Source organism: Bradyrhizobium sp. 22 (assembly GCF_000482425.1).
GTDB lineage: Bacteria > Pseudomonadota > Alphaproteobacteria > Rhizobiales > Xanthobacteraceae > Bradyrhizobium > Bradyrhizobium japonicum_B.
This window is the reverse complement of sequence record NZ_KI519400.1, coordinates 1,540,735-1,558,500: the sequence shown is the minus strand read 5'-3', so window position 1 is coordinate 1,558,500 and position 17,766 is coordinate 1,540,735. Positions and strand designations below refer to the sequence as shown.

The window sequence follows — 17,766 nt, the reverse complement described above, 5'->3', positions numbered from 1 at the left end:
GGTCAAAAGCCCATGGCCTGTTTCGCTAGGGTCCGTGCCATGAAGCTCCCGACCGTCACTCCCGCCGATATCCGCCGCGCGCTGCTGCTGCGCGAGGAGATCGCGCTGCTCGATCTCCGACACGAGGCAGGCTTTGCGACCGGGCATCCGCTGTTCGCGGCCAACATGGCCGTCGACCGGATCGCGATCGAGGCTGAGACCAGGCTACCGCGCAAGGACGTGCCGATCGTGCTCTATGATGACGGAGACGGGCTGGTCGCGAGCGGCGCCGAGCGTCTGGCCGCGCTCGGCTATACCCGTATCAGCGCGCTCGACGGCGGGCTGAAGGCGTGGCGCGCGGCGGGCTACGAGGTCTTCGCGGACGTCAATTCCTATTCGAAAGCGTTCGGCGAGCTGGTCGAATCGCGCAGGCACACGCCCTCGCTCAGCGCCGACGAGGTGGCCAAGCTGATCGCCGACAAGGCCAACGTCGCCATCCTCGACGTCCGCCGCTTCGACGAATATGCGATCATGAACATTCCGGGCTCGGTCAGCGTGCCCGGCGCCGAATTGGTGCTGCGCGCAGGGCAGGCCGCGCCGGATCCTGACACCACCATCATCGTCAATTGTGCCGGCCGCACCCGCTCCATCATCGGCACCCAGTCGCTGATCAATGCCGGCGTGCCCAACAAGGTGCGCGCGCTGCGCAACGGCACCATCGGCTGGACGCTGGCGCGGCACAGGCTCGACCACGGTGCTGACAGGCGCGGGGAGATCGGGCCATTCGCGGGCGGCCCTGCCAATGCGCGCGATGTCGCCTATCGCGCCGGCGTGCGCCACGTCGGGGCGCGCGAGATGGCGGCACTGGTCGCGCAGACGGATCGCACGCTGTACCGTTTCGACGTACGCGAGGCCGAGGAATACGCGGCCGGCCACCTTCCGGGCTTCCGGCATTATCCGGGCGGCCAGCTCGTGCAGGAAACCGACATGGCTGCTCCGGTGCGCGGGGCGCGCATTCTGCTCACCGACGACAGGAGCGTCCGCGCCGACATGACGGCGTCGTGGCTGGCGCAGATGGGGTGGGAGGTCTATGTGCTGGAAGGCGGCTATGGCGCCACGCTCGAGATCGGCCCGCCGCGCGTGCTGCCCAGGCCCGATCCGGCCCACCGCTACCGCCGTCCCTATGAAGGCACCGATGTCGCGCAAGCCGCGATGCAGGCCTATCTCGATTGGGAATATGGCCTCGTCGAGCAGCTCCGCCGCGACGGCACGCACGGGTTTTACGTGATTTGATTCTGCCGGCCGTCGCGTGCAGATGACGGAGTTGGTGGGATGCCAGGCATCTCAAGCACCGCCATCTTCTCCCGTATCCGCCCCCTATTGTGCTGCGCATCCTCCGCGGTCTATGTGCTCAGGCAAAGCTCATCATCTACGGAGACACCATGTCAGCCCCAGGCCAAGGCCCTGAGCGGAACGCCAAGGCGCTGCTGCTCGAAGGCGTCAATGATAGCGCTGTCGATCTTTTCAGGAGCGCGGGCTTCACCAATGTGGAGCGGCTGACCAAGGCGCTGGACGGCGCGGATCTGCGCCGGGCGCTCGACGGCGTATCGTTGCTCGGCATCCGCTCGCGCACGCAGATCACCGATGAGGTGCTCGCCGCCGCCGACCAGCTGCTCGCGGTCGGCTGCTTCAGCGTCGGCACCAACCAGGTCGATCTCGCGGCGGCGCGCAAGCGCGGCATTCCCGTGTTCAACGCGCCGTTCTCCAACACGCGCAGCGTCGCCGAGCTCGTGATCGGCGAGATCGTGATGCTGCTGCGGCGGATCTTCCCGCGCTCGGTCTCGGCCCATGCCGGCGGCTGGGACAAGTCGGCGACCGGCAGCCGCGAGGTGCGCGGCCGCACGCTCGGCATCGTCGGCTACGGCAATATCGGCTCGCAGCTCTCGACGCTGGCCGAAGCCATGGGCATGCGCGTGATCTATTTCGACCGCACCGACAAGCTTCGCCACGGCAACACCGAGCCGGTGGAGCGACTGGACGAGCTGCTGGCGCAGAGCGACGTCGTCAGCCTGCACGTGCCGGAGACGCCGGAGACGGCGGGCATGATCGGCGAGAAGCAGCTGCGGGCGATGAAGCCGGGCTCGTTGCTGATCAACAACAGCCGCGGCACCGTGGTCGATCTCGATGCGCTGGCGCGAGCCCTGCGCGACGGTCACCTCGCCGGTGCGGCCGTCGACGTGTTTCCGGTGGAGCCGTCGTCGAACGCGGATCGCTTCGAGAGCCCGGTGCAGGGCCTCGAGAACGTCATCCTCACCCCGCATATCGGCGGCTCCACCGAGGAGGCGCAGGAACGCATCGGCGGCGAGGTCGCGCGAAAACTGGTCGACTATTTCATCACCGGTTCGACCATGGGCGCGGTGAATTTTCCGGAAGTGCAGCTGCATTTGCGTCCCTCCGGGGCGCGCTTCAGCCATGTCCATCGCAACGTGCCTGGCATGCTGCGGCGGCTCAACGAAGTCTTCCTTCAGCGCGACATCAACATCGCCGCGCAATATCTGGAGACATCGGGCGATCTCGGCTACGTCGTCCTCGACGCCGATCTCGCGGGGCAGGATTCGGCCACGCTGCTGCAGCAGATCCGCAGCCTCGACGGCACGATCGGCGCGCGGCTGGTGTTCGAGCACTAAAGCGTCATTGACGGTGAGCCGGAGGTCGCATTGAATGCGGCCTCTGGTGGATTGAATAACAACTACAAACCGGGCGGAAACGATGACGCTGACAAGAGCGAAGCTGTGCGCATCGTTGGCGGGTACGGCGGCGGCCCTGAGCGCTAACGTTGCAGGAGCCGCGACCCTGACAGCGGATGCAGAGACGGTCTGCAAGGGCCTCGTTGGCGGCGCCGATGCGGTGAAGATCGACTCCGCAACGCTGCAGTCGCCCTCACAGCTCGTGGTCGCCGAACGCGGGCCGACGCCGTCGGCGCGCATCACGCCGGCCAACCCGGCCTTCTGCAAGGTGCTCGGCCATATCGACCCCACGGATCCCAAGGCGCCGCCGATCAGATTCCAGGTCAACCTTCCCGTCGAATGGAACGGACGCTCGCTGCAATATGGCGGCGGCGGGTTCAACGGCGTGCTGATCACCGGCCTTGCGCTGCCGCCGGCCTATCCCTTCGACAAGCCGTCGCCGCTGGCACGCGGCTTCGTCACCTACGGCACCGATTCCGGCCACGAGACCAAGCCGGGCGAGCCGCCGCAGGTCTTTGCGCTGAACGATGAGGCCTTCGAGAATTTCGCTCACCGCGCCTACAAGAGAGTGCGCGACGTTGCGGTTGCGCTGATGGAGCGCGCCTACGGCAGGAAGCCCGACAAGATGTACTTCATGGGCTCGTCCGAGGGCGGCCGCGAAGGCCTCACCATGGCGCAGCGCTACCCCGATGACTTCGACGGCATCTTCGCCCGCGTTCCCGTCATCAACTGGGTCGGCCTGCAGCACGCCGGCACGCGATCGGGTCTCGTCACCATGGGGCCGGGCTGGATCAATCCGGCGCAGGTGAAGCTCGTCGGCGAGGCGGTGCGGGCGGCCTGCGACAAGGCCGACGGCTCCGACGATGCGTTGGTGCAGAACCCCGTCGCCTGCAAGGCCGCTTTCAAGGTCGAGACGCTGCGCTGCGCGACCGGCCAAAGCGGCGATCGGTGTCTCACCGATGCGCAGATCAAGGCGATTGAGACGCTGCACGCGACCTACAAATTCCCGTTCCCGCTCGAAAACGGCCTCGACGATTATCCGGGCTGGGGCGTCTCTGGCGAGGATATTCCGGCGATCGGTCCGACCGGCGGCTGGACTGCGTGGTGGCTCGGCACCGCGCCGCCGGCACAACCGCCCGCGCCCAACAACGGCATCGCCTGGATCTACGGCGCCGGCGGCATCCAATATGTGTTCGCGCGCGATCCCAAGCTCGACGTCACCACCTACAAGGTGGAGGAGCACAAGGCGCGGCTGCTCGAAGTGTCGAAGCTGATGGATTCGACCGATCCCGATCTCAGCCGCTTCCGCGCGCGCGGCGGCCGTCTGATCATGCTCGAGCACATGGCCGACTACGCCCAGAGTCCCTATGCCGGCATCCGCTATTTCGAGAGCGTCGAGCGCAAGCTCGGCAAGGCCGAGACGGCGGAGTTCGCGCGGCTCTACACCGCACCCGGCGTCGACCATGTCGGCTCCGGTGCACCGGCCAATGTCGACATGCTCAGCGTGCTGGTCGACTGGGTCGAGAAGGGCAAGGCACCCGGCGATCTCGAAGTGGCCGAGCAGAAGGTCGAGGCGCCCTCGTTCACGACGCTGCGTGCGCTGCCGCTGTGCCGCTGGCCCGCATGGCCGCACTACAAATCGGGACCGGTGACGGAAGCGGCGAGCTTCGCCTGCGCACCGTAGCCAAACGGCTCGTTTGACAACGACCGCGCGCTCAGCTAGATATTTCGCATGCGAAATAATGGCGTCGACGCGCGGCATCATCGGCTGATCTACCTGCTCAGCGTTGCGCAGCGCCGCTTGCAGCGCTGGATGGCGGCGCGCCCGGAGAGCGAGGTGACGCCGGCGCAGGCGGGGTTGTTGTTCATCCTCGGCAAGCAGGACGGCGTCTTGATGGGCGAGGCGGGCGCGGCGCTCGACATGGGGCCGGCCGGCATTTCCGGCCTCGTCGACCGCACCGAGGCTGCGAAGTTGATCGAGCGGCGGGCCGACCGCGAGGACGGACGCGCCTGGCGCATCTTTCTGACGCCGAAGGGACGCAGCGCGCTGGCGCAGGCGAAAGCTGGTGCGGCGGAGGTCAACGCGGCACTGACGGACGGATTCACGGCTGCCGAGATCGACATCGTCGCGCGCTGGCTGACCAGCATTCAGGACAAGTTTCCAAGGCCTTCGGACGACAAGCCATTCAGACGAATAGAAGGAGCGAACCCATGACCGAGCACGTCCGCATCGAGACCAATGGCGGCATCCTCACCCTCACGCTGGCGCGTCCCGACAAGAAGAACGCGCTGACCGATGCGATGTACGGCAAGCTCGCCGACGCCATCGAAGCCGCCGAGGGCGACGCCTCCACTCGCGTGATCCTGATCCGCGGCGAGGGCGACATGTTCACCGCCGGCAACGACGTCGGCGAATTCGCCGCGGTCGCAACCGGCAAGTCCGAAGGCAGCCGCAACGTCGTCCGCTTCATCCAGTCGCTGGCCCGCTGCACCCGGCCGCTGGTCGCGGCGGTGCAGGGCCGCGCCGTCGGCGTCGGCACCACGATGCTGCTGCATTGCGACCTCGTGGTGCTCGCCGACAACGCGCAATTGTCGACGCCTTTCGTCAGCCTCGCGCTGGTGCCGGAAGCGGCCTCCAGCCTGCTGATGCCGGCGCGCATCGGCCATGCCCGCGCCTACGAGATGTTCGCGCTGGGTGAGGCGGTACCGGCGCAGACGGCGCTGCAATGGGGCATCGCCAACCGCGTGGTGCCGCTCGACAAGCTGGATGCCGAGGCGCTTGCACTCGCGCAGCGCCTTGCCCGGCAACCGGCCGGCGCCCTCACCGCCACCAAGCGCCTGATGCGCAACGGCGAGGTGCTGGTCGCGCAGATGCAGGCCGAAGGCGAGCAGTTCGCCCAGCGCCTGCGCACCGCCGAGGCGCGCGAAGCATTCACGGCCTTCGCCGAGCGTCGGCCACCGGATTTCACCAAGGTTGCGTGAATCAACGGCTCGAAAGGCCGGCGTTTAACATTTGATATAAGCTTAACGGACTTTTGGCATGTCACGGTGCAAGGTGCCCGCTCGTGCAGAGCAGGTTCCTTTCGCCATGTCATTTTTTAAGAAATCGGTAAGCAAGCTACTTCTTGTCCTGATGGCGCTTTTGGCCGCCGGCGCGCTGGCCAGCACCGCGTTCCAGATGCTCGGCGCATTTGGTCGCTACAGCGACAGCCTGGAGACCGAGCGGCTCGCGGCTGCCGACAAGGCGATCTTCCACGGCGTGCTCGCATTGCGCAACAATCGCGGCGATGCACAGAGCGCGCTGCTCGGCGAGGACGATCCGCGCGCCAAGCTCGGCGCCGCCGAGAAGGCCGAACTGGCCGGCTATGATGCCATCGTCGCGGCGCTCTCTACCGTCGAGTTCGCCCGCCGCGACGAGCTCGCCAGCACGCTGAAGCAGCGCTGGAGCGAGGCTGCGCCGAAGTTCCAGCTGTTCTACGACGAGGCCAGGCTGCCGCGCGCCGAGCGCAAGGTCGAGCGTACCGCGCCCTGGTACGATGGCGTCACCAAGGTGATCGAGACCGCGAACCTGGCATCCACCGCGGTGTCGAACCGCGCCTGGACCAACGATCCCTTCATCGCCCGCATGATCCAGGCCCGCCGCCTGGCCTGGCAGGTCCGCGACCGTTACGGCATCCAGTGCTCGACCCTCCGTCCCAACATCAACACCTCGAAGCCGCTCGACGAGACTCAGAAGCAGACCGTGGCCGGCTGGAACGGCATCGTCACCGCCGGCTGGACCGGCCTGGAGGAATTGCTGGCCGCGCCCGACGTGACGGCGGATGTCGTCAATGCGGCGAAGGAGGCGCGGGCCAAGACCGACGGCGTGCTCAAGCAGATCGGCGATCTCACCAAAAATCTCGACGGCAGTGGCAAGCCGGCAATGCCCGCCTCGGAATGGAACGCGCTGTGCCAGTCGCCCTTCGCGCCGATCGTCGCGGTCGCCAACAAGGCTCTCGACCTGTCGATCGCGCGTGCGGAAGCCGTCCAGGCCAAAGCCCTCACCAACCTCATCGTGCAGTCGTTCGCGTTCCTGCTCGCGCTGGCCGTGACGCTGGCCGGCGTGTTCGTGGTGCGCAATCGCCTGATGCGGCCGGTACGCGCCATCCTTGATGCCATCGCCCGCATCAGCGCCCGCGATTATGCGACGCCGGTGCCGCAATCCCGGCATCCCGACGAGTTCGGCACCATGGCCGCCGCGCTCGAAAGCCTGCGCGAGAGCGCGGCCACCGCGGAACGGCTGGGCCGGGAGCGCGAATCGCAGCAGGCGCTGCAACTCGCGCGCTCCGGCACGGTCGATTCCGCCTGCCGCAGCTTCGACGACACGGTGCAGGCCGTCATCCAGAGCGTTGCGGCCTCGACGCGTGAGCTCGATGCCACCGCCACCGGCGTGCGCTCGCTGGTCTCGCAGTCGAGCAGCCAGACCGCGGCGGTCTCCTCCGCCGCCGAGCAGGCCACCAACAATCTCGAGACCATCGCCGCCGCGACCGAGGAGCTCTCCGCATCCGTCGGCGAGATCTCGGCGCAGGTGCAGTCCAGCGCCCGCGAGGCCCGCGAAGCCGTCGCGCAGGCCGAGCAGACCAATGCGACGGTCGAGATCCTCGACCAGACCGCAAGCCGCATCGGCGAAGTCGTCAAGATGATCAACGCCATCGCCGCCCAGACCAACCTTCTGGCCTTGAACGCCACCATCGAAGCCGCGCGCGCGGGCGAGGCCGGTCGCGGTTTCGCCGTGGTCGCCGGCGAGGTCAAGAGTCTCGCCTCCCAGACCGCGACCGCGACCGAAGAGATCTCGCGCCAGGTCGAGGAGATCCAGGCCGCGACGGGCCAGGCGGTTGCCGCCATCCGTTCGATCGGCGGCGCCATCAGCGGCATCGACGAGAAGATGACGGCGATTGCCGCCGCGGTCGAGCAGCAGCGCGCCGCCACCACCGAGATCTCCCGCAACTTCCAGCAGGCGGCGCAAGGCACTCGCGAGGTCACCGACACCATCGGCAGCGTCGCCAGGCTCAACCAGGAGACCGGCAATGCCGGCACGGTTCTGTCGGAATCCGTCAAGAAGATGTCGGCCGACGCCGATCGTCTCCGCGTCGCGGTCGAGGGCTTCCTGGGCGCGGTGAAGACCGCGTAGTTTCGCCTCATTCTTCCATTCTGAGATCGTGCGTTCGGCATTGCCGCCGGTCCGCGCGGCGGCTACATCTGTGCCGCCTCGCGCCCAGAGCGCAGCGCCGGACGCAAGACACATCAGGGATGGAGAGTTCGATGCCGGTCACCCCCCACCAGGCCCAGCGCCCCTATCGCGGCGTGTTCCCGGTCGCGCCTACCATTTTCGACGAGCGCGGTGAGCTCGACCTCGAGGGACAGCGCCGCTGCATCGATTTCATGATCGATGCCGGCTCGCACGGCCTCTGCATCCTCGCCAATTTCTCCGAGCAGTTCGTGCTCACCGATGCCGAGCGCGAGAGCGTGATGCATGCGGTGCTGGAGCATGTCGCGGGACGGGTTCCCGTGATCGTCACCACCACCCATTTCAGCTCGGCCGTGTGCGCGGCGCGCAGCAAGCAGGCGGAAGCTGCGGGCGCCGCCATGGTGATGGTGATGCCGCCCTATCACGGCGCGACCTTCCGGGTCCCCGAGAAGGGCATCGTCGAATTCTTCAGGGTGCTCTCGGGCGCGATCGACATTCCGATCATGATCCAGGATGCGCCGGTGGCTGGCACGCCGCTCTCGGTCGAGCTGCTCGCACGGCTAGCGCGCGACTTTTCCAACATCCGCTATTTCAAGATCGAAGTAGCGGGCGCGGCCTCAAAGCTGCGCGGCCTGATCGAGGCGGGCGGCAAGGACATCGAAGGCCCGTGGGACGGTGAGGAGGCGATCACGCTGCTGGCCGATCTCGACGCCGGCGCCACCGGCGCCATGACCGGCGGCGGCTATCCCGACGGCATCCGCCAGATCATCGATCCCTATTTCGCCGGCGACCGCGACAAGGCAAAGGCCGCTTACGAACGCTGGCTGCCGTTGATCAACTACGAGAACCGCCAATGCGGCCTGATCGCCTGCAAGGTCATGATGCAGGCCGGCGGCGTCATCAAGTCGGACGCGGTGCGCCATCCGCTCCAGCCGCTGCATCCGGCGACCCGGGCGGGGCTGTTGGAGCTCGCCAAGGAGCGCGACGCGCTGGCCTTGCGGTGGGGGAAGTAGGTCTCTCCCCGTCATTGCGAGGAGCCCTTGCAACGAAGCAATCCAGACTATCTCCGCGGGTGCATTTCTGGATTGCTTCGCTACGCTCGCAATGACGAATGTGACGCGCAGCCTAATACGCTAGCGTCCACTCGCCGATGATGCGAAAGCGCGCCTTCGCGTCATCCTGTCGAAACAGCGCGATCCGATCGATCGCGAGCGTCTCGATGCCCAGCGCTGCAAACCGCGTCCGCAGCATCTGAAGAATCGGGCCGCGCCGCTCGGCATCCAGCCGTCCCGTCAGCGTCATGTGGAAGCGGAATTCCTCCATCACGTAAGGGTAGCCCCAGCGGTCGAGATAGTCGCGCTGCCGTTCGCTCAGCTTCTCCGGCTTGCGCCGCGCGCGATCCTCCGCGGTCAGCGCCGCACGGAAAGCGTCGAAATCCCGGACGCAATCGGCGGCGAGCTCTTGCAGCGCCTCGACCGGCTCGGCTGGAATGACGGCGATGAAGCCGCTGATGGCATCGACGACGGGCCGGATCACGGGACGCGGCCGCGTCTTGCCGGCGAAGGTCGCGCAAGCGGTCATCAGCTCGGCTTCGGTCCTGCCAGATGCCAGCGCCATCGGCGCTTTCAGCGTGGCATGAAAGCCGTATTTGCGCGGATCGGCGCTGATATCGCGCCAGTCAGGCGCGACCTCCAGCGCCTCGCGCGGAAACGGCAGTTCGTTCCCGGCATAGGCGTCGTAGCCGAGCAACTCGGCGCCGAAGCGGGAGAGGGGGTTGTTGCTGCCTGCGGCAAAATAGATCGCGTAGCGGGGAAAGCCTGTCATCGCGCGAGCATAGCCGGTTTAGGCCGCGGCGACAGCTTCGCGCGGCATCGCCGCCGCACTCAGGAGCCGCGTCGCATCAGTGAGATGGACCAGCTTGCCGCCCGATATCACCGCGATCAGCCGCGGCCGCAGCGGCACATCGTCGTCGACCAGCAGAATGTCGGCGCGGCGGCCTTCCGCGAGCACGCCGCGATCGGTCAGGCCGGTCGCGCGCGCAGGGCCGGCAGAGACCAGATTCCAGGCCTCCGTCAGCGGCAGCACGCCATCGGCGGCGAGCCGGAACGCGGCGAGCAGCTGGGCGGGATAATAGTAATCCGACGCCAGCACCGAGCAGAGCCCCTTGGCGATCATGTCGGAGGCCTTGGTCCAACCGGTGTGGCTGCCGCCGCGCACGACGTTCGGCGCGCCGTAGACGATGGCATCGCCGTGGCTTGCCGCCGCCTGCGCCGTCTCCTCATTGATCGGAAACTCCGCGATCAAGGCGCCGAGCTCGCGAAACTCGCGGCGCATCGCCGGCGTCGCGTCATCGTGCGAGAGCATCCGCACCTCGGCCGCACGGGCCGCGGCGGCCAGACGCGCAACGGAAGCCGGCACCTCGTCGGCGCGCGAGACCACGCGCTCGACCAGGCGGTCGAACTCCTCGCCCGACAAGCCGGTGCGCTCCACCATGCGGTTGCGCTTGCGCGGCTTGGCCATGTCGGCGACCGTGCCGTCCATGTGGTCGTTGAAGGCGAACAGGTCGACGCGGCCTTCCATGAGCCACTGCGCGATCTCGGCCTCGGCCTCGAGATTGTAGGTTTCGTGCCGCAGATGGAAGCGGGTGTCGGCGGAGAATTGCGGACGCTGCCGCTCGATCGCCTCCATCAGTCCGCGCGCATTGTCCGCGCTGCGCAGGCCCGGCTCCCAGGAGCAGGTGGTGGCGTGAAACACGGTGGTGATGCCGTTGCTGATGGCCTGGCGGTCGCTGTCGGCGAGCGCGACATCGATCGGGAAGTCGACACCGGCGCGCGGCATCATCTGCCGCTCGAAGGCATCGCCGTGTAGATCGACGATGCCGGGCAGCACCAGCAGGCCCCGTGCATCGATCGCCAGCCGCGCCCGGCCGCGAGCGGCGTCTATCGCAATGATGTCCTGCCCGGACACCCCCAATGACGTTTCGACGAGTTCGGTGCCGATCAGGGTCCGGCCGCCTTCAAGCAAGATGTCTGTCACGCGACCGCGCTTCGTTTGCTGGCAGGGAGAGTCGCCCGTGCTTCGTATGACGCCAGGAAATCTTCAATCCCGAGCTTGCGGAAATCGGGCAGGGCCTCGCGCAATTTGTCGTGATCCCAGTCCCACCAAGCAAGCCGCGCGAGACGCCCGGCGATCTCCTCGGAGAACCGTCGCCGCACGATTCGGGCCGGATTGCCGGCGACGATGGTGTAGGCCGGCACGTCCTTGGTGACGATGGCGCCGGCCGCGATCACCGCGCCGGTGCCGATGTTGCGGCCCGGCAGCACGATCGCGCCGTGGCCGATCCAGACGTCGTGGCCGATATGGACGTGATGCTGGCGCCGCCAGTCGAAGAAATCGGCATCGTCGCTTTCGCCGGCGAAATAGGCGCTCGAACGATAGGTGAAATGAGCCTGCGTCGCGCGGTGCATCGGATGGTTGCCGGGGTTGATGCGCGTCATCGCCGCGATCGAGCAGAACTTTCCGATCGTACTGTAGGTGATCTGCGAATCGTTCACGACATAGGAGTAATCGCCCATCGCCACTTCGTGCAGGATGGTGCGGGCGCCGACCTCGGTATAGGCGCCGAGCCGGGCCTCGTGCAGCTTGGCCGAGGGATCGATGGTCGGCTGAACTGAAAGAGCTTTGGCGGCCATGTCGAATCCGGAGTGCGAAGGCGGGCGTACCTCTTCTAGCGGATTCATGACAATGTCATGACGTAGCGATGACAGGGAATGAGCTGTGCAGGATCGCTGCGCTGCAACGGTCGTGTCACACAAGTGTTAAGCATGGACGTTAGCGATTGGCTCCAGCTACTCTGGAGCCCTGCATGCTGGTGGTGGATGGTCTGACGTGTCGCTTCGGCGCAAAAGCCGCGGTGGACGACGCTTCGTTTCAAGTTTCTCCCGGCGGTTTCGTTGGTGTGATCGGGCGATCCGGCGCCGGCAAGTCGACATTGCTGCGGAGCATCAACCGCCTGGTGACGCCGAGCGAGGGACGCATCCTGTTCGACGGCGTCGACGTCACCGCGCTACGCGGCAAGGAGCTGCGGCAATGGCGGGCGCGCTCGGCCATGATCTTCCAGCAGTTCAACCTGGTTGGCCGGCTCGATGTCCTCACCAACGTGCTGATGGGGCGGCTTGCGACGATGCCGGCCTGGCGCTCGCTGTCGCAAATCTGGCCGGAGCAGGACAAGGCGCTGGCGATGTCCGCGCTCGAGCAGTTCGACATCGCCTCGCTCGCCGCCCAGCGCGCCGACCAGCTCTCCGGCGGTCAGCAGCAGCGCGTCGCGATCGCGCGCGCCCTGGTGCAGCAGCCCGACATCATCCTCGCCGACGAGCCGATCGCTTCGCTCGACCCGCGCAACACCAAGATCGTGATGGATGCGCTTTTGCGCATCAACAAGCATTTCGGCATCACTGTGCTCTGCAACCTGCATTCGCTCGACCTCGCCCGCAGCTATTGCGACCGGCTGATCGGCATGGCGCAGGGCCGCGTGGTGTTCGACGGCGCGCCGGCCGCGCTGACCGATCACGTCGCGCGCGAGCTCTACGATCTCGAAGCCGCCGATGTCATGGGCGCCATGCCTGCGCCGGCGCCCGCGGGCGTCCCCGCGCTCGGAACGGCCGCGGCCGCCTGAGCGAAACCTGTTTCGCTGCAAGTCTTCTTTGCAAGTTTTTGCGTCAACCGACCCCAACCGATGAAGAGGGTAACATGATCACTCGCAGACTGGTCCTCGCCGGCGCCGCCGCGCTCGCGTTCACGACTTCAGCCCTGGCTGCCGATTGGAAGGCGAAATATCCCGAGCTGACCTTCGCGGTCGTGCCGGCCGAGAACGCCTCCGGCGTGACCGAGCGCTGGGCGCCGTTCATGAGCTATCTCTCCAAGGAGCTGGGCGTAAAGGTCACGTTGCGCATTGCCAACGACTACGCCGCCGTGATCGAAGGCCAGCGCGCCGGCAACATCCACATCGCGAGCTACGGCTCGGCCGCGTTCGCTCGCGCCCGCCTGACCGGCGTCAAGTCCGAGGCCTTCGCCAATGACGTCAACGCCGACGGCTCGACCGGCTATTATTCGGTGTTCTTCGTCAAGGCGAGCAGCCCCTACAAGACCCTCGATCAGCTCAAGGGCAAGAATCTCGGCCTGGTCGACCCGAACTCGACCTCTGGCAACAACGTGCCCCGCTTCGAGCTCGACAAGTTGGGTATCCATGACGCCGACAGCTATTTCGGCAAGGTCGTCTTCACCGGCAGCCACGAGAACGCGATGCTGGCGCTGGCGCAAGGCACGGTCGAGGTTGCCGCCAACCAATGGACCAGCGACGACGATTCCACGCTGGCGCAGATGCTGACCAAGGGCATGCTAAAGAATGCCGACGGATCGGCGATGAAGAAGGACGATTTTCGCATCATCCACAAATCGGCGCCAATCATCAATGGTCCCTATGCTTTCAACTCCGACCTGCCGGAAGATGCCAAGGCCGCCATTGTGAAAGCGTTCTTCGACGCGCCGACCAAGGACAAGGCCGCGTTCGATCGCCTCTCCGACGGCCAGAAGAAGGGCTTCCATCCCGCCACCACCAAGGATTGGGATGGCACGATCGAGTTGATCAAGTTCGTCGACGCCCTGCGTAAGAAGAAGGCGTCCTGAGTATCGCGACGATACCACTGGAGCCGGGTCGATCGACCCGGCTCTTTCTTTGACGGGACTTCATCTCAAGCCCATGACAACAGCGGTTTCGATCCTTCCCGAGCAGCAGCTCGCCGTGCTCAACGCCGCCTATCGGCAGGCGGTGGCACGCAGGCGGCTGCGCCTCCTGTTTGGAGCCTCGATGTTCGCCGCGGCGCTGGTTCTCGCCGCGGTCGGCGCGGAAGTGAATCTGCGCACGCTGTTCAGCTATTTCGGCAACTTCGTCAGCTATTTCGACCGCATTTTCACGCTCGACAGCGGCCAGCGGGTCTGGACCGACGTCGGCGAGTGGCTCTGGGGCTGGCGCAAATGGCTGAAGATGCTGGGCGAGACCCTGCTGATCAGCTACGTCGGCACGCTGATCGGCGCGATCCTCGCATTTGGCCTGAACTTCCTCGCCGCCGAGAACACCTCGCCCGCACCCTGGCTGCGCTTCGTCGTCCGGCGCCTGCTCGAATTCGCCCGCACCGTTCCGGGCATCGTGTTCGCGCTGGTGTTCGTGATCGCCTTCGGGCTGGGTCCGATGGCCGGCGTGCTCGCGATCGCGATCCATTCAACCGGTGCGCTCGGCAAGCTGTTCTCGGAGGTCGTCGAGAACGCCGACATGAAGCCGGTCGAGGGCATCCGCTCGACCGGCGCAAGCTGGCTGTCGTGCATGCGCTTTGCCGTGGTGCCGCAGGTGACGGCGGGCTATGCCAGCTACGCGCTGCTGCGTTTCGAGATCAACGTCCGCGAGGCCTCCGTCATGGGGTTCGTCGGCGCCGGCGGCATCGGCCAGGAGCTCGTCGTCGCCATTCGCAAGTTCTATTACTCGGATGTCAGCGCCATCCTGCTCACCATCATCGTCACCGTCTTCCTCATCGACATCAGCACGGGCTGGCTGCGCGGCCGCCTGTTCGGCAAGGAGGCGCGGACGTGACGCCGCACGAGGTCGATCCGCGAGAGCTTCGCGCCCGCTATCCCGACGTGTTCGATCGTCCCGCTTCGGCGCGGCTGGCGATGCCGGCGATGATCGTCGCGGCGTTCGCGATCCTGATTTACGGCCTGGTCGATCTCGACTTCTCGCCGTCGCGCTTCTTCGCCGGCCTCAGTCAGCTCGGCTGGATCACTTTGATGATGATCCCGCCGGATCCCGGTTCCTCGCTGCCGGTCTATCTCAAGGCGCTCGGCGAGACGCTGTCGATCGCGCTGCTCGGCACCACGCTGGCCGCCGTGTTCGCGCTTCCCGTCAGCCTGCTCGCAGCGCGCAACGTGGTGCCGTCGAGCATCCTGCGCTTCCCGGTTCGCCGCGTGCTGGATTCGATCCGCGGCGTCGACACCCTGATCTGGGCGCTGGTGTGGATCAATGTCGTGGGCCTCGGGCCGTTTGCCGGGGTGCTGGCGATCGCCGTGTCGGATTTCGGTGCGTTCGGCAAATTGTTCTCGGAGGCGATCGAGGGCGCCGATCAGAAGCAGGTCGAGGGCATCCGCGCCTCCGGCGGCAGTGCCCTGCACGAGATCCGCTTCGGCCTGATGCCGCAGGTGCTGCCCGTCATCGCCGGCCAGGTGCTATACTACATCGAGTCCAACACCCGCTCGGCGACCATCATCGGCATCGTCGGCGCCGGCGGCATCGGCCTGCAACTCGCCGAGCAGATCCGCGTGCTCGAATGGCAGAGGGTGTCGTTCCTGATCCTGATGATCCTGGTCGCGGTCGCCGCGATCGATTTCATCTCGGGCAAGCTGCGCTTTGCGATCATTGGACGACGGGCGGTGGCGTGAGCACAGGTGCTGTAGGGTGGGCAAAGGCGCGTCAGCGCCGTGCCCACGGATTTTCTCCGACATGATCAAGGTCGTGGGCACGCTTCGCTTTGCCCACCTTTGTATCAGCGCGCCGGCTTATAATGGGGCGTTCCGTGAGGAATGGCCCAGCCCGGGTGGCCGCCCGAGCTGGGTCGCCGTTCGATCGGATCGATGCCCACCGAAGCCTTGAGGGCTGTCAGACGTAGCAAGATCGCGATCGGCACTTCATCGGGACCCGGATGGTTGAACGAACTTCAGGTTCGCGTAACAAGGGAGGGTCGACGAAGATGGCCAAGCGTATCACGATGTGTGCCGGGATCGATACCGGCAAACGTAAGCTCGATGTTGCACTTGATGGTGGTTCGGAGCGGTTTCAGGCCGACAACACGCCGGATGGCCATAAAGTGTTGGTGGAATGGCTGCGGCAGCACAAGATCAAGCGGGTTGGGATCGAGGCGAGTGGCGGCTATGAGCAAGCTGTCGTCGCCGAACTGCGGCGGCAGCGGTTTGTGGTCGTCGTGTTTCAGCCGGCCCAGGTGCGCGCTTATGGCGTGTTCCAGCTGCAGCGAGCCAAGAATGACAAGATCGATGCCGCGCTGATTGCAGCCTGTACCGCCGCGGTCAAGAAGATCCACGCAGCTCCGGATCCCCGGTTGCAGCCCTTTGCCGAGCATCTGACGATGATCGACCAGATCACGGAGGACATTGCTCGGTTGAAGAACCGGATCGAGAGCTGCCGCAATATGCGGCTCCAGAAGCTGTGGAAGGAAGATATCGCCCGCCTGGCCAAGCGCGAGAGGGTCGAACTGAAGGCACTGGCCGCCGCAATCCGTGAGCATCGCGATCTTGCCAAGCGGCTCGCCTTGATCAACAGCATCGACGGTATTGGGCTGAAGACCGCCATGGTCATTCTGGTGCGGATGCCTGAGATCGGTCAGATCACGCGCGAACAAGCGGCCGCGCTGGCTGGCATTGCCCCTTACGACGACGACAGCGGCGATCGCTCCGGCGCTCGTCAGATCGCCGGCGGGCGTGACCGACTGCGACGTGCGCTCTTTGCTGCCGCGTTTCCCGCCTCATTCCGCTGGAATCCGCAGCTGATCGCGTTCTACGGAAGGCTGACCCGAGCCGGCAAGGAGCACAAACGCGCCTTGATCGCGTGTGCCAGAAAGCTGCTGATCTTCGCCAATACAGTCGTCGCTCGCGGCACGCCCTGGCAGAAAAAATTGCCTGAAGTCGCCGGCATACCAGCCACTTGATCGCGTTTCTTTGTTCGGCCGAAGCACCGTTTCTTCGTCCCGACCTGCCCTCACAAAGACGCCGCGCGCCGCGGCCGTCAAGGCTGGCCGTCGCGCCGGCCTCACCCCTGCCCCACTGCCGCCAGGCCACGCCTTGACGGCCGCAAGCACGGCGTCATGCTCACCGGCAAGCGGGCGCCGTTTAATGGTTGCTACGGCGCCATATTCGCGGAGCTACGACTCCACCAGAAACTCCACCCGCTCCGCCGCGAAGCGCGAATGCTTGGTCATCAGCGGCTTGCCGTGGAGATCGTGGTCGGTGGCGTCGACCACGAGGATCGGGCGTCCCAGCGCGAGATCCAGCCGCGCCGCGTCGGTGGCGTCCACGATGCCGGCGGTGATCCGGGTCGCGCCGCGGCGATAGTCGCGCACGCCGTAATGGGCGAGCAGCTTCGTCATCGAGCGCGTCGCCGCGAACACGGCGCCCGCATTCGGGAACAGCTCGGCCGACAGCCAGGTGGTGGAGACGCAGATCGGGGTGCGGTCGGCGAGGCGGATCGCTTCGATCCGCATCAAAGGCGCGCCGGTCTTCAGTCCCAGCTCCCGCGCGAGCTCGCGCGTCGCGATATCGTCGGTCGCCTCGATCAGCCGCCCATGGGGTTCGCGGCCGCCCGCGCCGACGATCTCGGAGAAGCGCGTGCGCGAGCGCAGGGGATAGGCGAGCTTCTGCGCTTCGACATAGGTGCCGCTGCCGCGCTCGGCGCGCACCAGGCCGCGCTCGGCGAGGGCGGCCAGCGCGCGCCGCACGGTGTGGCGGTTGACGCGATAGGTTTCGGCGATCTCCATCTCGCCCGGCAATTTGTCGCCGGCCGCGAAGCGGCCATCGGCGATGCCGCGCTCGATGCCGTCGGCAACGAGGCGCCACAGCGCGACGCCGGACGACGCAGTGTCTTGCATGCTCATATCGCCGGTCAGCCTAGCCCAGAAATCACGCACTTGTCACGAAACAGTCATGGCGCTCTCGTATGAAGTTGTCTATTATCATAGACAACTTCGATGCGGCAAGCTC

General features: G+C 66.2%; 16 protein-coding genes. 12 read left to right on the top strand and 4 right to left on the bottom strand.

Features of this window, described 5'->3' with window-relative positions; genetic code table 11:
* Positions 1–39: 39 nt before the first annotated feature.
* From K410_RS0132700 to K410_RS0132670, 7 genes are all read left to right on the top strand, one after another.
* Positions 40–1,272, top strand: coding sequence for a rhodanese-like domain-containing protein (locus tag K410_RS0132700; protein WP_028138787.1), 1,233 nt, complete (start codon positions 40–42; stop codon positions 1,270–1,272).
* Between the two features lie 149 nt (positions 1,273–1,421).
* Entirely contained in the window at positions 1,422–2,666 is a 1,245-nt protein-coding gene (gene serA, locus K410_RS0132695; protein ID WP_028138786.1) for a phosphoglycerate dehydrogenase, read from the top strand.
* An 82-nt stretch (positions 2,667–2,748) separates the two neighbouring features.
* Positions 2,749–4,410, top strand: a complete 1,662-nt coding sequence (locus K410_RS0132690) for a tannase/feruloyl esterase family alpha/beta hydrolase (protein ID WP_028138785.1) — start codon at positions 2,749–2,751, stop codon at positions 4,408–4,410.
* 48 nt (positions 4,411–4,458) lie between these two features.
* Positions 4,459–4,941, top strand: coding sequence for a MarR family winged helix-turn-helix transcriptional regulator (locus tag K410_RS0132685; RefSeq protein WP_028138784.1), 483 nt, complete (start codon positions 4,459–4,461; stop codon positions 4,939–4,941).
* Positions 4,938–5,708 (top strand): enoyl-CoA hydratase, encoded by a 771-nt coding sequence (locus K410_RS0132680; protein ID WP_028138783.1) that lies wholly within the window; start codon positions 4,938–4,940, stop codon positions 5,706–5,708. The genes K410_RS0132685 and K410_RS0132680 overlap by 4 nt, the downstream gene beginning before the upstream one ends.
* A gap of 106 nt (positions 5,709–5,814) precedes the next feature.
* The gene (locus tag K410_RS0132675; protein ID WP_028138782.1) at positions 5,815–7,896 is read left to right on the top strand and encodes a methyl-accepting chemotaxis protein; all 2,082 of its coding nucleotides are present in this window, start codon (positions 5,815–5,817) and stop codon (positions 7,894–7,896) included.
* A gap of 131 nt (positions 7,897–8,027) precedes the next feature.
* Complete coding sequence (locus tag K410_RS0132670; RefSeq protein ID WP_028138781.1) at positions 8,028–8,966, top strand: dihydrodipicolinate synthase family protein; 939 nt, start codon at positions 8,028–8,030, stop codon at positions 8,964–8,966.
* Positions 8,967–9,078: 112 nt separating this feature from the next.
* On the opposite strand, the gene K410_RS0132665 is transcribed toward K410_RS0132670, so the two are convergent.
* The 3 genes from K410_RS0132665 to K410_RS0132655 are packed head-to-tail and all read right to left on the bottom strand — an operon-like array spanning position 9,079 to position 11,645.
* Positions 9,079–9,777 carry a DUF1045 domain-containing protein gene (locus K410_RS0132665; protein WP_028138780.1) on the bottom strand — a complete coding sequence of 233 codons (699 nt, stop codon included), beginning with the start codon at positions 9,775–9,777 and terminating at the stop codon, positions 9,079–9,081.
* An 18-nt stretch (positions 9,778–9,795) separates the two neighbouring features.
* Positions 9,796–10,989, bottom strand: coding sequence for an alpha-D-ribose 1-methylphosphonate 5-triphosphate diphosphatase (locus tag K410_RS0132660; RefSeq protein ID WP_028138779.1), 1,194 nt, complete (start codon positions 10,987–10,989; stop codon positions 9,796–9,798).
* Entirely contained in the window at positions 10,986–11,645 is a 660-nt protein-coding gene (locus K410_RS0132655) for an LbetaH domain-containing protein (protein WP_028138778.1), read from the bottom strand. The genes K410_RS0132660 and K410_RS0132655 overlap by 4 nt, the downstream gene beginning before the upstream one ends.
* A 173-nt stretch (positions 11,646–11,818) precedes the next feature.
* Here K410_RS0132655 and phnC point away from each other — a divergent pair, with 173 nt between their 5' ends.
* The 5 genes from phnC to K410_RS0132630 all read left to right on the top strand — a co-directional run bounded on the left by phnC (position 11,819) and on the right by K410_RS0132630 (position 16,718).
* Positions 11,819–12,628, top strand: a complete 810-nt coding sequence (gene phnC / locus K410_RS0132650; protein WP_028138777.1) for a phosphonate ABC transporter ATP-binding protein — start codon at positions 11,819–11,821, stop codon at positions 12,626–12,628.
* 74 nt (positions 12,629–12,702) lie between these two features.
* A complete protein-coding gene (phnD, locus tag K410_RS0132645) occupies positions 12,703–13,638 on the top strand; it encodes a phosphonate ABC transporter substrate-binding protein (RefSeq protein WP_028138776.1) in 936 nt (311 codons plus the stop codon).
* A gap of 73 nt (positions 13,639–13,711) precedes the next feature.
* Complete coding sequence (gene phnE / locus K410_RS0132640; RefSeq protein ID WP_028138775.1) at positions 13,712–14,596, top strand: phosphonate ABC transporter, permease protein PhnE; 885 nt, start codon at positions 13,712–13,714, stop codon at positions 14,594–14,596.
* Positions 14,593–15,438, top strand: coding sequence for a phosphonate ABC transporter, permease protein PhnE (gene phnE / locus K410_RS0132635; protein WP_028138774.1), 846 nt, complete (start codon positions 14,593–14,595; stop codon positions 15,436–15,438). Before phnE (K410_RS0132640) ends, phnE (K410_RS0132635) begins: the two co-directional genes overlap by 4 nt.
* A 308-nt stretch (positions 15,439–15,746) precedes the next feature.
* Positions 15,747–16,718 carry an IS110 family RNA-guided transposase gene (locus K410_RS0132630; RefSeq protein ID WP_028135516.1) on the top strand — a complete coding sequence of 324 codons (972 nt, stop codon included), beginning with the start codon at positions 15,747–15,749 and terminating at the stop codon, positions 16,716–16,718.
* Between the two features lie 213 nt (positions 16,719–16,931).
* Here K410_RS0132630 and phnF read toward each other — a convergent pair whose 3' ends face one another.
* Complete coding sequence (phnF, locus tag K410_RS0132625) at positions 16,932–17,660, bottom strand: phosphonate metabolism transcriptional regulator PhnF (RefSeq protein ID WP_028138773.1); 729 nt, start codon at positions 17,658–17,660, stop codon at positions 16,932–16,934.
* Positions 17,661–17,766: the final 106 nt, after the last annotated feature.

Excerpts from the sequence above, each read along its gene's own strand:
- K410_RS0132690 (WP_028138785.1), top strand. The coding sequence starts at position 2,749 with ATGACGCTGACAAGAGCGAAGCTGTGCGCATCGTTGGCGGGTACGGCG.
- phnD (WP_028138776.1), top strand. The coding sequence starts at position 12,703 with ATGATCACTCGCAGACTGGTCCTCGCCGGCGCCGCCGCGCTCGCGTTC.
- K410_RS0132685 (WP_028138784.1), top strand. The coding sequence starts at position 4,459 with ATGCGAAATAATGGCGTCGACGCGCGGCATCATCGGCTGATCTACCTG.
- K410_RS0132675 (WP_028138782.1), top strand. The coding sequence starts at position 5,815 with ATGTCATTTTTTAAGAAATCGGTAAGCAAGCTACTTCTTGTCCTGATG.
- phnE (WP_028138775.1), top strand. The coding sequence starts at position 13,712 with ATGACAACAGCGGTTTCGATCCTTCCCGAGCAGCAGCTCGCCGTGCTC.
- K410_RS0132665 (WP_028138780.1), bottom strand. The coding sequence starts at position 9,777 with ATGACAGGCTTTCCCCGCTACGCGATCTATTTTGCCGCAGGCAGCAAC.
- phnC (WP_028138777.1), top strand. The coding sequence starts at position 11,819 with ATGCTGGTGGTGGATGGTCTGACGTGTCGCTTCGGCGCAAAAGCCGCG.
- serA (WP_028138786.1), top strand. The coding sequence starts at position 1,422 with ATGTCAGCCCCAGGCCAAGGCCCTGAGCGGAACGCCAAGGCGCTGCTG.
- K410_RS0132680 (WP_028138783.1), top strand. The coding sequence starts at position 4,938 with ATGACCGAGCACGTCCGCATCGAGACCAATGGCGGCATCCTCACCCTC.
- phnF (WP_028138773.1), bottom strand. The coding sequence starts at position 17,660 with ATGAGCATGCAAGACACTGCGTCGTCCGGCGTCGCGCTGTGGCGCCTC.
- K410_RS0132655 (WP_028138778.1), bottom strand. The coding sequence starts at position 11,645 with ATGGCCGCCAAAGCTCTTTCAGTTCAGCCGACCATCGATCCCTCGGCC.
- K410_RS0132700 (WP_028138787.1), top strand. The coding sequence starts at position 40 with ATGAAGCTCCCGACCGTCACTCCCGCCGATATCCGCCGCGCGCTGCTG.
- K410_RS0132670 (WP_028138781.1), top strand. The coding sequence starts at position 8,028 with ATGCCGGTCACCCCCCACCAGGCCCAGCGCCCCTATCGCGGCGTGTTC.
- K410_RS0132630 (WP_028135516.1), top strand. The coding sequence starts at position 15,747 with ATGGCCAAGCGTATCACGATGTGTGCCGGGATCGATACCGGCAAACGT.